At 62.4% G+C, this 13,514-nt stretch carries 11 protein-coding genes and 3 tRNA genes; all 14 read right to left on the bottom strand.

Going from position 1 to position 13,514, the window contains the following annotated elements; genetic code table 11:
- Nucleotides 1-20: 20 nt before the first annotated feature.
- Nucleotides 21-97 (bottom strand) — tRNA-Asp (locus tag TU75_RS21945).
- A gap of 106 nt (nucleotides 98-203) precedes the next feature.
- Nucleotides 204-280 (bottom strand) — tRNA-Asp (locus tag TU75_RS21940).
- Nucleotides 281-335: 55 nt separating this feature from the next.
- A tRNA-Val gene (locus tag TU75_RS21935) sits at nucleotides 336-411 on the bottom strand.
- A gap of 106 nt (nucleotides 412-517) precedes the next feature.
- Entirely contained in the window at nucleotides 518-1,297 is a 780-nt protein-coding gene (locus TU75_RS21930) for an SDR family oxidoreductase (RefSeq protein ID WP_060550100.1), read from the bottom strand.
- Complete coding sequence (locus tag TU75_RS21925; protein ID WP_003234312.1) at nucleotides 1,294-2,505, bottom strand: O-succinylhomoserine sulfhydrylase; 1,212 nt, start codon at nucleotides 2,503-2,505, stop codon at nucleotides 1,294-1,296. Before TU75_RS21925 ends, TU75_RS21930 begins: the two co-directional genes overlap by 4 nt.
- Nucleotides 2,506-2,574: 69 nt before the next feature.
- Nucleotides 2,575-4,080: an amidophosphoribosyltransferase gene (gene purF / locus TU75_RS21920; protein WP_003234313.1), complete on the bottom strand. Its 1,506-nt coding sequence runs from the start codon at nucleotides 4,078-4,080 to the stop codon at nucleotides 2,575-2,577.
- 41 nt (nucleotides 4,081-4,121) lie between these two features.
- A complete protein-coding gene (locus tag TU75_RS21915) occupies nucleotides 4,122-4,679 on the bottom strand; it encodes a CvpA family protein (RefSeq protein ID WP_003234314.1) in 558 nt (185 codons plus the stop codon).
- A 184-nt stretch (nucleotides 4,680-4,863) separates the two neighbouring features.
- Complete coding sequence (locus TU75_RS21910) at nucleotides 4,864-5,517, bottom strand: SPOR domain-containing protein (protein ID WP_060550099.1); 654 nt, start codon at nucleotides 5,515-5,517, stop codon at nucleotides 4,864-4,866.
- Nucleotides 5,501-6,808 (bottom strand): bifunctional tetrahydrofolate synthase/dihydrofolate synthase, encoded by a 1,308-nt coding sequence (gene folC, locus TU75_RS21905; RefSeq protein WP_060550098.1) that lies wholly within the window; start codon nucleotides 6,806-6,808, stop codon nucleotides 5,501-5,503. The genes TU75_RS21910 and folC overlap by 17 nt, the downstream gene beginning before the upstream one ends.
- A complete protein-coding gene (gene accD, locus TU75_RS21900) occupies nucleotides 6,805-7,725 on the bottom strand; it encodes an acetyl-CoA carboxylase, carboxyltransferase subunit beta (protein ID WP_003234319.1) in 921 nt (306 codons plus the stop codon). The genes folC and accD overlap by 4 nt, the downstream gene beginning before the upstream one ends.
- Nucleotides 7,726-7,970: 245 nt before the next feature.
- Complete coding sequence (locus TU75_RS21895; protein WP_003234321.1) at nucleotides 7,971-8,591, bottom strand: phosphoribosylanthranilate isomerase; 621 nt, start codon at nucleotides 8,589-8,591, stop codon at nucleotides 7,971-7,973.
- 64 nt (nucleotides 8,592-8,655) lie between these two features.
- Nucleotides 8,656-9,480 (bottom strand): tRNA pseudouridine(38-40) synthase TruA, encoded by an 825-nt coding sequence (truA, locus tag TU75_RS21890; protein WP_015372497.1) that lies wholly within the window; start codon nucleotides 9,478-9,480, stop codon nucleotides 8,656-8,658.
- Nucleotides 9,481-9,649: 169 nt separating this feature from the next.
- Nucleotides 9,650-12,235: a FimV/HubP family polar landmark protein gene (locus TU75_RS21885; protein ID WP_060550097.1), complete on the bottom strand. Its 2,586-nt coding sequence runs from the start codon at nucleotides 12,233-12,235 to the stop codon at nucleotides 9,650-9,652.
- Nucleotides 12,236-12,396: 161 nt separating this feature from the next.
- On the bottom strand, nucleotides 12,397-13,407 hold the full coding sequence (locus tag TU75_RS21880) for an aspartate-semialdehyde dehydrogenase (protein ID WP_060550096.1): 1,011 nt from the start codon (nucleotides 13,405-13,407) through the stop codon (nucleotides 12,397-12,399).
- Nucleotides 13,408-13,514: the final 107 nt, after the last annotated feature.

Raw genomic sequence — 13,514 nt, 5'->3', positions numbered from 1 at the left:
AGCGGGCCTTTAAGCAGATATGGCGCAGCGGACGGGACTCGAACCCGCGACCCCCGGCGTGACAGGCCGGTATTCTAACCGACTGAACTACCGCTGCGTATCGCTTGACCGGTTAAGCGTGAAGCTCTCAACCGTCTTTAAACATCTGATCGATCAGCCTTGGCTGTTCAATCTCAAGCCCGACAATTCGAACCTGGAAAATATGGCGCAGCGGACGGGACTCGAACCCGCGACCCCCGGCGTGACAGGCCGGTATTCTAACCGACTGAACTACCGCTGCGCGTCGGTGCAACCTTTAACGTTGCGTCTTGCCCGTAAGCAAAACTCTCAAGAAGTGGTGGGTGATGACGGGATCGAACCGCCGACCCTCTGCTTGTAAGGCAGATGCTCTCCCAGCTGAGCTAATCACCCTTTGCTTCGTTGAGGCCGCGAAATTTACGCAGGTAGCAGACCTAAGTCAATAGCCCGCTTGAAGTTTTCCCGAAAAAGACAAAATTGCTTCAAGCCTCTGCTCGCCTTACTCGCTGTAAATCATCTTCTTGCTCATGCCACCGTCAACCACGAACTCCTGCCCGGTCACAAACCCGGCCTGACGCGACAGCAACCAAGCCACCATCGCCGCCACATCCTCCACGGTGCCTACCCTGCCCGCCGGATGCTGGGCGTGATCCGCGTCACTCAGTGGCTCGGCACGCCGTGCCGCGGGGTCGCGCGCATCGATCCAGCCGGGGCTGACGGCGTTGACCCGCACCTCCGGCCCCAGGCTCATCGCCAAGGCATGAGTCAGGGCCAGCAGGCCGCCCTTGCTCGCCGCGTAGGCCTCGGTGTCCGGCTCCGATTGACGGGCGCGCGTGGACGCCAGGTTGACGATTGCGCCGCCATGGGCACGCAGGTAAGGAGCGCAGTGCTTGGCCAGCAGCATCGGCCCGCTGAGGTTCACTGCCAGCACACGGTTCCAATAGGCCAGGTCGAGGCTTTCCAGGGTGATATTGTGCGGGTCGGCTACCGCCGCGTTGCACACCAGCGCATCCAGGCGCCCGAACTGCCCCAGCACTTCGGCGACCCCCTGGGCGACCTGCTTCTCGTCAGCCACATCCGTGGTGATAAACCAGGCATTGTCGCCGAGCACCCTGGAAACCTTCGAACCACGCTCGCGATCGAGATCGGTCAACACCACCTGCCAGCCTTCGCTGATCAGCCAGGCGGCGATGCCCAGGCCAATCCCGCGAGCAGCACCGGTTACCAGCGCGACACGTCCGTTACTCGCCACTGCGGCCTCGGTGGACCACTCGATCACAAGGCCGCCAGCCCGCGGGCCAGGTCTGCCTGCAAATCAGCCACATCTTCCAGGCCAACCGCAACGCGAATCAGACTGTCACGAATGCCCGCCGCTTCACGCTCCTGCGGCGCCAGGCGGCCGTGGGACGTGGTTCCCGGATGGGTAATGGTGGTCTTGCTGTCACCCAGGTTGGCGGTGATGGAGATCAGACGCGTTGCATCGATAAAGCGCCAGGCGCCCTCTTTGCCGCCCTTCACTTCAAAACTCACCACCGCGCCGAAACCGCGCTGCTGGCGTTGGGCCAATGCGTGTTGCGGGTGGCTCTTGAGACCGGCGTAGTGCACTTTCTCGATGCCGTCCTGCTGCTCCAGCCACTCGGCCAGGGCCTGGGCATTGGCACAATGGGCCTTCATGCGCAGGCTGAGGGTCTCCAGGCCCTTGAGGAAGATCCAGGCATTGAACGGGCTGAGCGTAGGCCCGGCGGTACGCAGGAAGCCGACGACTTCCTTCATCTGCTCGCCACGACCGGCTACCACCCCACCCATGCAACGGCCCTGGCCATCGATGAATTTGGTCGCCGAGTGCACGACGATATCGGCGCCCAGCTTCAGCGGCTGTTGCAGCGCCGGTGTGCAGAAGCAATTGTCGACCACCAGCATCGTGCCCTTGGCATGAGCCACTTCGGCCAATGCAGCGATATCCACCAGCTCGGCAAGTGGATTGGACGGCGACTCGACAAACAGTAACCGGGTATTGGCCTTGATTGCCGCATCCCAGCCGGACACGTCCGCCAGCGGCACATAGTCCACTTCGACGCCGAAGCGCTTGAAGTACTTCTCGAACAGGCTGATGGTCGAGCCGAACACACTGCGCGACACCAGCACATGATCGCCAGCGCTGCACAAGCTCATTACCACCGCCATGATCGCCGCCATGCCAGTGGCAGTGGCCACGGCCTGCTCGGCACCTTCCAAAGCAGCAATACGCTCTTCGAAGGCGCGCACGGTCGGGTTGGTATAGCGCGAATAGACATTGCCCGGCACTTCGCCGGCAAAACGCGCGGCAGCGTCGGCGGCCGTGCGAAATACGTAGCTGGAGGTAAAGAACATCGGATCACCGTGCTCACCTTCCGGGGTACGGTGCTGGCCGGCGCGCACAGCCAGGGTGTCGAAAGCTACGCCATCAAGGTCGCTGTCCAGCCGACCGGCATCCCATTCCTGACTCATGCTGCGACTCCTTACTCTCGAAATTCTTTATTTAAGATACAAAACCGGCCCCTCAGGGCCGGTGTTCACTCAGTTGTTGTACAGATCGATGATCGCGCTGACCGCCTGGGTCTTGACCTTCGACGAGTCGTTACGCGCCTGCTCGATCTTGTTCAGGTAGGCATCGTCGACGTCGCCGGTCACGTACTTGCCATCGAACACGGCACAGTCGAACTGATCGATCTTGATCTTGCCACCGCCGACAGCTTCGATCAGGTCCGGCAGGTCCTGGTAGATCAGCCAGTCGGCGCCGATCAGGTCGGCCACGTCCTGGGTCGAACGGTTATGAGCGATCAGCTCATGGGCGCTCGGCATGTCGATACCATACACGTTCGGGTAACGCACGGCAGGCGCAGCGGAGCAGAAGTAAACATTCTTCGCACCGGCTTCGCGGGCCATCTGGATGATCTGCTTGCACGTGGTACCTCGCACGATGGAATCATCCACCAGCATCACGTTCTTGCCACGAAACTCCAGTTCGATGGCGTTGAGCTTCTGGCGCACCGATTTCTTGCGTGCAGCCTGGCCGGGCATGATGAACGTACGGCCGATGTAGCGGTTCTTCACGAAACCTTCGCGAAACTTGACGCCCAGGTGGTTGGCCAGCTCCAGGGCGGCGGTACGGCTGGTGTCCGGAATCGGGATCACCACGTCGATATCGTGCTCGGGACGCTCGCGCAGGATCTTGTCGGCCAGCTTCTCGCCCATGCGCAGGCGCGCCTTGTAGACCGAGACACCGTCGATGATCGAATCCGGACGCGCCAGGTAGACGTGCTCGAAGATGCACGGCGTCAGCTTCGGCGCCACTGCGCACTGACGGGTGTGCAGCTTGCCATCTTCAGTGATGTACACCGCTTCGCCCGGCGCGAGGTCGCGGATCAGGGTGAAGCCCAACACGTCCAGTGACACGCTCTCGGACGCGATCATGTACTCGACGCCTTCGTCGGTGTGACGCTGACCGAACACGATCGGGCGGATACCGTGCGGGTCGCGGAAACCGACGATACCGTAACCGGTGATCATCGCCACCACGGCATAACCGCCGACGCAACGGTTGTGCACGTCGATCACGGCGGCAAACACGTCTTCTTCGGTGGGCTGCAGCTTGCCGCGCTGGGCCAGCTCATGGGCGAACACGTTGAGCAGCACTTCCGAATCGGAACTGGTGTTGACGTGGCGCAGATCGGATTCGTAAATTTCCTTGGCCAGCTGTTCAACGTTGGTCAGGTTGCCGTTGTGCGCCAGGGTGATGCCGTAAGGCGAGTTGACGTAGAACGGCTGAGCTTCGGCTGACGTCGAGCTGCCGGCAGTCGGGTAACGCACATGGCCAATACCCATGTGCCCGACGAGGCGCTGCATGTGACGCTGATGGAACACGTCACGCACCAGGCCATTGTCCTTGCGCAGAAATAACCGGCCGTCGTGGCTGGTCACAATACCGGCAGCGTCCTGGCCGCGGTGCTGGAGGACGGTTAGCGCGTCATACAGCGCCTGATTCACGTTCGACTTACCGACGATACCGACGATGCCACACATGCGACGCAACCCCTACTTAATGAATCTTGACTGAACCCTGCTTACTGAGGCGTTTTGGCCGGTAAGAGGTGTTCCTTGAACGGAAGATCAGCGGGTACGCTGATTCCGCTGGCCAGCCACTGACTGCTCCACCCCAATATGAGGTTCTTGGACCAATCTGCAACCAAAAGAAATTTTGGCACGAGCACCGACTCCTGCCACCACGCATCCTGCTGTACCGGCCCCAGGCTCAATAGCCCGACCGCCACCACCACCAACAAGGCGCCACGCGCCGCGCCGAAGGCCATGCCGAGAAATCGATCGGTCCCGGAGAGGCCGGTGACGCGTATCAATTCGCCAATAAGGTAATTGACCATTGCCCCCACCAGCAGCGTGGCGATGAACATAATGGCGCAGCCCGCGATGACGCGGGCCGAAGGTGTCTCGATGTAGCCGGCCAGGTAAACCGACAGTGACCCCCCGAACATCCAGGCTACGACGCCTGCGATGATCCAGGTCAGCAACGACAGGGCTTCTTTTACGAAGCCGCGGCTCAGACTGATCAACGCGGAGATGGCGACGATGGCAACGATCGCCCAATCAACCCAAGTAAATGGCACGGTTCGGCCTGCATACGAATAAGGCGGCGGATTTTAGCAGAGCGTTGGGCTGTCGGTAAGCGGTGATTGCGGGCGCTTTGCAAATCAATAGTTTGTAGCGGGTAAAGCCTCTTTCAAGGCCACCGCAAAAACACTGTGGGAGGGCGCAATCCCCTTCCCACAGCTGATTGCACTCCAGGCTGAATCAGCCGCGCTCAGGCTGGAAGCGGGTCACGAAGCCCTTCAGGTTCTGCTGACGGTCCAGCAAGTCCCGCAGGCGATCGGCCTCGGCTCGCTCGATCAGCGGCCCGATAAACACGCGGTTCTTGCCATCGGCACTGCGGATATAAGCGTTGTAACCCTGGCTGCGCAGTTTTTTCTGCAAGGCGTCGGCGCCTTCACGATTGCCAAGGCTGGCGACCTGAATAGACCAACTGATCGGCAGGCCATTGGGATCGATACGACTCTGCCCTACATCCGGCTTGCCTGGCGTCGCCGGTTGCGGCGCGACCGGCTTGGGCGCAGGTGCCGGCGCGGCTGGCTTGGCCGCCACCGCAGGCGCTGGCTTGACCACCGGTACGCTCTGCTGCACGGGCGCGGAGGGCGCTGGCTGCGCAGCAGCGGGCTCTTCGACCGGCACCGGTTCGTCTTCGGGCAATGCCTGCGGCTCCGGAACCACCACCGGTTCGACCTGCACCTGAGGCACGGCGGGCGCCTGGGGCGCTGCCGGGGCTTCGACTACCACCTGGCGCTGTTCGTCCTGGCGGGAAAACAGCATCGGCAGGAAAATCACCGCCAACGCCACCAGCACCAGAGCCCCGACCATTCGCTGCTTGTATGCGCTATCCAGTAATGCCATGTGCAGCTTCCTCCGTGGGGCGCCGAGCCAACCACTCAAGCGCCTCGGCAACACAATAAAATGATCCGAACAACAGAATCTCGTCCTCGGCCGTTGCCACCGCACACTGCGCCTCGAGGGCTGCGGTCAGGCTTGCATACGACGCCACGCGCGCACCAAGGTTCTGCAAGGCCAGCTCCAACTCCGCCGCCGGGCGACTGCGCGGCGTATCCAGCGGCGCAACCGCCCACGCCTGGACACTTTCGAGCAATGGCGCAACCACGCCATCAAGGTCCTTGTCGGCCAACAGACCAAAAACGGCGAGTCGACGACCCAACGGCGGCGTACGCGCCAGGCGTTGCGCCAGGTACTCGGCTGCATGGGGATTGTGTCCCACATCCAGCAGCAGGTTCAGACGCTTGCCCTGCCACTCGACCGCACGACGATCCAGACGCCCAACCACCCTGGTCGCCCGCAACGTCGCGGCAATCTGCGCAGCATCCCATGGCAGGTCCAGCAGCAGATAGGCCTGCAGCGCAAGCGCGGCATTTTCCATCGGCAGGTTCAACAGCGGCAAATTGTGCAGCTCGACCATTTGGCCGCGCGCATCGCGCCCGCGCCATTGCCAGTGCTGCTCGCCGATGTCGAGGTTGAACTCGCGACCGCGCAGGAAGAACGGGCATTCCAGCTCACGCACCTTGTCGAGCAAGGGCTGCGGCGGATCCAGGTCGCCGCACAACGCAGGCTTGCCCGCACGGAAGATACCGGCCTTTTCATAGGCCACTGACTCGCGGGTATCGCCCAGATAATCGACATGGTCGACGCCAATGCTGGTAACCAGCGCCAGGTCGGCATCCACCACGTTGACCGTGTCCAGACGCCCGCCCAGCCCCACTTCCAGCACGACCACATCCAGTCGCGCACGCTCGAACAGCCAGAACGCCGCCAGGGTGCCCATCTCGAAGTAGGTCAGGGAAATTTCGCCACGCCCGGCATCGAGTGCGGCGAACGCTTCACACAGTTGCTCATCGGTGGCTTCGACACCGTTGAGCTGCACCCGCTCGTTGTAACGCAGCAGGTGCGGAGAACTGTAGACACCCACGCTCAGGCCTTGAGCCTGTAGCAGCGCCGCGACAAAGGCGCAGGTCGAGCCCTTGCCGTTGGTGCCGGTCACCGTGATCACGCGCGGCGCCGGCCGGCCCAACCCGAGGCGGGTCGCTACCTGTTGCGAGCGCTCCAGGCCCATGTCGATGGCGGACGGATGCAACTGCTCCAGGTAGGCGAGCCATTCGCCCAGGGTACGTTGGGTCATAGGTTTGCAGGCACCGGCGGCACGACGATAGGCTCGATTTTAGGCGCGACGTACACCGGTGTCGGCAGCCCCATCATTTGCGCCAGCAGGTTGCCAAGGCGCGGACGCAGCTCGCCGCGCGGGATGATCAGGTCGATTGCGCCGTGCTCCAGCAGGAACTCGCTGCGCTGGAAGCCTTCCGGCAGCTTTTCGCGCACGGTCTGCTCGATCACGCGCGGGCCGGCAAAACCGATCAGAGCCTTGGGCTCACCGACGATCACGTCGCCCAGCATGGCCAGGCTGGCGGAAACACCACCGTAGACCGGGTCGGTCAGCACGGAGATAAACGGAATGCCTTCTTCACGCAGACGCGCCAGCACCGCAGAGGTCTTGGCCATTTGCATCAGGGAAATCAGGGCTTCCTGCATGCGCGCGCCACCGGAAGCGGCGAAGCAGATCATCGGGCAACGGTTTTCGAGGGCGTAATTGGCGGCGCGCACAAAACGCTCACCGACGATGGCGCCCATGGAGCCGCCCATGAAGGAAAATTCAAAGGCCGAGACTACAACGGGCATGCCCAGCAGCTTGCCACTGACGGAAATCAACGCATCTTTTTCGCCGGTCTGCTTCTGCGCAGCGGTGAGGCGGTCCTTGTATTTCTTGCCGTCGCGGAACTTGAGACGGTCGACCGGCTCCAGATCAGCGCCCAGTTCGTTACGCCCGTCGGCGTCGAGGAAGATGTCGATGCGCGCGCGCGCGCCGATCCGCATGTGGTGATTGCACTTGGGGCAAACGTCCAGAGTCTTTTCCAGCTCCGGGCGGTACAGCACCGCGTCGCAGGAGGGGCACTTGTGCCACAGACCTTCAGGAACCGAGCTTTTCTTCACCTCGGAACGCATGATCGAAGGGATCAGTTTGTCTACTAACCAGTTGCTCATGCTTTCTTTCTCCAGTACCGGTGGCTTGAACACAGCCCCGCGTATGCCCTTGAGCTAAATTCATATGTGGCGATGACGCGGGCGGGACGGGGTCAGACGTTCGACCAGCCATTTCCCAACCGCATCCTCAGCCTTCCAGACAACCTGCCTGTGCAGGGTTGCCACTTCGTTCCCGGCCCGCCCGCAGGCGGCGCCGATGCTGCGTTACACAGTGGTAGTTACTGACGGCGGCAGACTGCCAGCCGTCACATCGCGCGCACTGCCTGCATGAATGCGCGAATCTTGTGGTGATCCTTGATGCCCTTGCTCTGCTCTACGCCACCGCTGACATCAACGGCATACGGCCGAACCTGCTCGATGGCCGCCGCGACATTGGCGCAGTTCAGGCCGCCGGCAAGAATGATCGGCTTGCTCAACCCTTCGGGAATCAGCGACCAGTCGAACGCTTCGCCCGTACCGCCGGGGACGCCTTCGACATAGGTGTCCAGCAGGATTCCGCGCGCCCCGGCATACGTGGCGCAGGCGGCGGCAATATCATCACCGGCCTTGACCCGCAACGCCTTGATATACGGGCGTTGATAGCTTTCACATTCGTCGGGGCTTTCGTCGCCGTGAAACTGCAGCATATCCAGCGGTACGGCATCGAGCGTTTCGTTGAGCTCGCAGCGGCTGGCATTCACGAACAGCCCCACCGTGGTGACGAACGGTGGCAACGCGGCAATGATCGCCCGCGCCTGCACCACGTTCACCGCCCGTGGGCTTTTGGCATAGAACACCAAACCGATGGCATCCGCCCCCGCCTCGACTGCCGCCAGCGCGTCTTCCGTGCGGGTAATCCCGCAAATCTTGCTGCGAACGGCTGACATGTCTTGGAAACCTCAGGGATTGCACCGAGAAAGTCCCGGATGGTAACAAAAGCTTTTCCGGGCGTCAGCCGCCAAGTTCGCTGAAACCTGTGAGGAAGTGTGGCCCGAGGAAGCGCTCCGGCAGCTCGAACTCGTCGCGGTACTCCACCCCCACCAGATACAGGCCAAAGGGATGGGCCGTCACACCACCCGTGCGGCGGACCCGGCTTTCCAGCACCTCCCTGGCCCACTCCACCGGGCGCTCGCCGGTGCCGATGGTCATCAGAACGCCGGCAATGTTGCGCACCATATGGTGCAGGAACGCCCCGGCACGAATATCCAGCACGATCATCTTGCCGTGCCGCGTGACGCGCAGGTGGTGGACTTCCTTGATCGGCGACTTGGCCTGGCACTGCCCGGCACGGAATGCGCTGAAATCATGCACGCCCACCAGATGCTGCGCCGCTTCGGCCATGCGCTCGACATCCAGTGGACGATGGTTCCAGGTGATTTCCTGGTTGAGGTGCGCCGGACGGATCTGGTCGTTGTAGATCACGTAGCGATAACGCCGGGCAATGGCCTTGAAACGTGCATGAAAATGCGCAGGCATGACCTTGGCCCAGGTCACGCTGACGTCGTGGGGCAGATTGATATTGGCGCCCATCACCCAAGCTTTCATGGTGCGCTCGGCCTGGGTATCGAAGTGCACCACCTGACCACAGGCGTGCACACCGGCGTCGGTACGCCCGGCGCACATCAGCGACACCGGCGAGTCGGCGACCTTGGACAGTGCATTTTCCAGGGTTTCCTGCACCGTCAGCACACCCGACGCCTGACGCTGCCAACCCCGGTAGCGCGAGCCCTTGTATTCGACGCCAAGGGCGATGCGGTAAAAGCCTGCGGCCGCCATTTCGGCGGCCGCGTTATCTATGTTTGCCAAGAACTGAGAGCCTGATGAGTTGCGCAAAGGCGGGCATTATAAAGGCGACGAACAAAGCAGGCGCGCTTTTGTTCGGGGTTGACGCCAATCCAGACAGGGGAGGAGCTTGCCCCCTCCCACATGGGCGCCGTATCGAGCGTTAAATTCTGCCGAGCATTTCCTTGGCCTCACTGCGCTGTTCTTCGCTGCCCTCGGTCAGCACTTCGGACAGAATGTCACGTGCGCCATCGGCATCGCCCATGTCGATGTAGGCCTGGGCCAGATCGAGTTTGGTGGAGACCTCATCGGTGCCCGAAAGGAAGTCGAACTCCGGTTCGTCATCGCCCAGCGCCGCGTCTTCGGCGGTAAAGGTAGGCTCGATCGGCGGATGCTCCAGACTCTGGGACAGGCGATCGAGCTCGGCGTTGACATCGTCCAGCTCCGAGGCAAATGCATCAGGCTTGGCCGGCGTCGGGGCTTCAGGCTCATCGGCCAGGGACAGGTCGAAGTCTTCCGGCAGGTCAAAGTCATCCACGGCAGTGGGCTTGAGGGCCGGCGGCTCAACGGCCGACACATCGTTCACCTGGTCTTCAAGACCAGAGAGGAAGTCGTCATCGGCCTGCGAGGACGGCGGATCCAGGTGCAGATCGAAGTCCGAGGCTTCATTGGGCGCGGCCTTATCGCTGGTCTGTTGCTTGAGCAGCGATTCGAACGTCGGCTGATCGGCGGCAACGACCGCGGGCGAAGCGGCTTCCAACTCATCCAGGCTGAGGTCGAAATCGTCGGCCGACGCATCGGGCGCAGGCTTTTCCTCGAGCAGATCCTTGACGTATTGGGCATCGAGCGCCGCAGCTGCCACCGCAGCACTGACGCCCGCCGCCAGCACGGCCATGGCCGGGAAACGTGACTTGAGTTGTTCGACCTGGGCGTGGTTTTCACCGGTGGCCACCAGTTGACGCTCCTGCGTCACGAACCCGTCCTTGTCGTTCTGCAGGCCGTAGACCTCCATCAGCTTCAGGCGCAGGTCGCTGCGCTTGGGATCGCGTTTGATCGCCTGCTCCAGCACATCGGCAGCCTGGTTCAAGTGACCACGATCGATGTGGGACTGGGCTTGCGCCAGGGCACCGCTGGCGTTAGTCGGGTTGACGGCGGCGGCCAACGGCGAAAGCACCGAAGCCACCGTTGGCACGACTACCGGCTCAACCACGGGCGCCGGAGCGGGGGCCAGCTTGACACTTGGCGGTGCGACTTCCAGGCCTTCGAAACTGTCCGAGGGCAGATCACGGTCGATGCTCGACGTGAACTCCGCTTCCTCGGCCAGCGCGCGGGCCATGCGCAGGTGCTTTTCTTCTTCAAGCCGGGCATTGCGATGGCGCGCCCACAGCAGCAGCAGCAACAGCACCAGCAAGCCGGCCGCACCGCCGATCACGCCAAGTACGATGGGATTGGTGAGCAGGTCGTTGAACTTGCCTTCGGTGCTGGCAGGTGTTGCAACCGGCGTGGTCACCTCTGGCGCAGGCGTTGCAGAGGCGGGTGCCGCTGGCGTCGCAGTGGGTTGGGTGGCAGGGGCTTGCGCCGCTGAATCCGCAGATGCTGAATCCACTGCAGCCGGGTCGGCAGCAGCAGCCGCAGGATCAGTCGCCAACTGGGCCGGCATCGCTGCCGTTGCCGTGGCCGGCTGGCCTTTTTCAGCCTGCAGCCTGGCCAGTTGATCATTCTTCAGCTGGATCAGCTTTTGCAGTTTGTCGAGCTGGCTTTGCAGGTCTGCCGCGCGGCTCTTGAGCTCTTCGTTGTCGCGACGGGTGGTGTCCAGTTGCTCTTGGGTCACCGCCAGTTTTTCACCCAGAGCCTGGCTGTCGCCGGCGTTGCCCTTGGCGCCCTTCCTGGCAGCTTCGGCGGAGACCAGACTCAAGGTGTCCTTGGCGTCGGTGGTCGCGGCGGCATTGCCCGCCTGGGTGCGTCGGGTGGCGTCCAGTTGCTGCCGGCCGGCCGGCTGATTGGTCGCACTGCGGCGGCCCTGGCGCCAGGCTTCGTTCTGCGCGCGCACCTCGGCAATCGCCTTGGGTTGCGGCAGCGCGGTACTTTGGGTGGCATCGGGCAGGCGCAGGACCTGGCCAGTCTTCAAACGGTTGATGTTGCCATCGGTGAACGCGTCAGGATTCAACGCCTGAATGGCCAGCATGGTCTGCTGCACCGAGCCGCCGTTGCGGTTCTTCTGTGCAATTTCCCACAGGGTGTCGCGGGATGTGGTGGTGTGCTGGGCCGACGAGCGTGCGGCAGCCGAGGCGCTGCCAGCGGGCGCCGACAGACGCGGTGCAGGCGCAGCGGCCGGCGTTGTCTGATCGAACTTGGCCGGGTCGAGCAACACACTGTAGTCACGCATCAGGCGACCATTGGGCCACTGCACCTGCAACAGGAAACGTACGTAGGAATCGGGCAATGGCTTGCTGGAAGTGACCCGCACCACGCTGCGGCCATTGGGATTGATCACCGGGGTGAACGTCAGATCATTGAGAAACGCCTGACGATCCACACCCGCATCGACGAAGGCCTGGGAGGACGCCAGGCTTGGCGTGATCTCGGCAGCGGTGAGGCCACCCACATCGAGCAATTCGATGTCCACCGACAGCGGCTGGTTCAGCTTGGACTTGAGGGTCATCTCCCCCAGCTGCAGCGCTTGCGCCATACCGGAAGACAGCGCCGAGGCGGCCGCTATTGCTAACACCAGTTTGCGAACTTGAACCATAGCCTCATCCTTTGTCTGAACACTCCCCGGCTTGCGAGAAGGTTGGTAACCGCTGCCATTAGGCATGGCGAGCCGATAGGTTACCGACGCGCTTCTGTGCCGCTTCCGACCAAGCATAGCGCCTGGTTAGAATCAATCTACAAATTGCCGCCAAGTATCTTTTACACAAGGCGTTTTATCAACAACTGCGCCAACTGCACTGCATTCAGGGCTGCGCCCTTGCGTACGTTATCTGACGTCAGCCACAAGTTTAGTTCCGCAGGATCATCCAGGCCTGCACGAACCCGCCCTGCATACACCACGTCCTGGCCTACTGCATCGCCCACGGCGGTGGGGTAATCCCCCTCCTCCACAAGCTCGATACCCGGCGCGGCCTCGAGTGCGCGGTTGATGGCGATCAGGTCAACCGGCTCCGCCAGTTGCAACGACACCGTGAGGCTGTCGCCAAAGAACACCGGGGCTTGAACGCAGGTGGCGGACACTTTCAGCGCCGGAGTGTCCAGTACCGCGCGCAGCTCGTGTATCAGACGTTTCTCAAGGTCTGTATGACCTTTCGCATCTGGCTTACCGACTTGTGCCAACAGGTTGAAGGCCATTTGCCGATCAAAGAAAGCCGGCTCCAGTGGACGCACATTCAGCAATTCCGCAGTTTGCCGCGCGAGTTCGCTGACGGCTTCGCGGCCCAGGGCAGACACCGCCAGGTTGGCGGTGACGCTGACGCGCTGGATATCCACCAGACCACGCAACGGTGCCAGCACCACGGCGAGGTTGGTCGCCGATGGGCTGGGGCTGCTGACCTGAAACGGCTTTTTCAAGCCCTCCAGCACATGGGCATTGGCTTCCGGCACCACGGGCGGTGCTTGTTCGGCCGGCAACGCGCCGGACAAATCGATCACCGCACACCCGGCCGCAGTGGCGCGCGGGGCGAAACCCAGGGTCACCGCCGGCCCGGCCGCGAAGAAGGCCAACTGCGCCTTGCTGAAATCGAACTCATCGACTTCCCGCACCCGCACGTTCTTGCCACGAAACGGCACCGACGCACCGGCGGAATTGCTGCCCGCCAGCAGATACAAGGTGCCGACCGGGAATGCCAGCTCTTCGAGGATCTGCACCAGGGTCTCACCGACGGTGCCGGTGGCGCCGATCACGGCGATTTCAAAGGTCTGGGTCATGGAAGCTGCCTCGGGCATTGCGGGGGGAGCGGCACTTTACCGGGTGGCTGGGGGTGAGGCAATTGGGCTGGGCCTTGTGGTGAAGCTGATGGCGCTATCGCAGGCAA

Origin of the sequence: Pseudomonas poae, assembly GCF_001439785.1 — a bacterium.
GTDB lineage: Bacteria > Pseudomonadota > Gammaproteobacteria > Pseudomonadales > Pseudomonadaceae > Aquipseudomonas > Aquipseudomonas poae.
Note: the sequence above shows the minus strand (reverse complement) of the source record. Positions and strands in the feature narration are given on the sequence as shown.

What these genes read in the sequence shown, in the direction of transcription:
- TU75_RS21925 (WP_003234312.1), bottom strand. Translation starts at nt 2,505, where the DNA reads ATGAGTCAGGAATGGGATGCCGGTCGGCTGGACAGCGACCTTGATGGC.
- purF (WP_003234313.1), bottom strand. Translation starts at nt 4,080, where the DNA reads ATGTGTGGCATCGTCGGTATCGTCGGTAAGTCGAACGTGAATCAGGCG.
- TU75_RS21910 (WP_060550099.1), bottom strand. Translation starts at nt 5,517, where the DNA reads ATGGCATTACTGGATAGCGCATACAAGCAGCGAATGGTCGGGGCTCTG.
- folC (WP_060550098.1), bottom strand. Translation starts at nt 6,808, where the DNA reads ATGACCCAACGTACCCTGGGCGAATGGCTCGCCTACCTGGAGCAGTTG.
- accD (WP_003234319.1), bottom strand. Translation starts at nt 7,725, where the DNA reads ATGAGCAACTGGTTAGTAGACAAACTGATCCCTTCGATCATGCGTTCC.
- TU75_RS21895 (WP_003234321.1), bottom strand. Translation starts at nt 8,591, where the DNA reads ATGTCAGCCGTTCGCAGCAAGATTTGCGGGATTACCCGCACGGAAGAC.
- truA (WP_015372497.1), bottom strand. Translation starts at nt 9,480, where the DNA reads ATGGCGGCCGCAGGCTTTTACCGCATCGCCCTTGGCGTCGAATACAAG.
- TU75_RS21885 (WP_060550097.1), bottom strand. Translation starts at nt 12,235, where the DNA reads ATGGTTCAAGTTCGCAAACTGGTGTTAGCAATAGCGGCCGCCTCGGCG.
- TU75_RS21880 (WP_060550096.1), bottom strand. Translation starts at nt 13,407, where the DNA reads ATGACCCAGACCTTTGAAATCGCCGTGATCGGCGCCACCGGCACCGTC.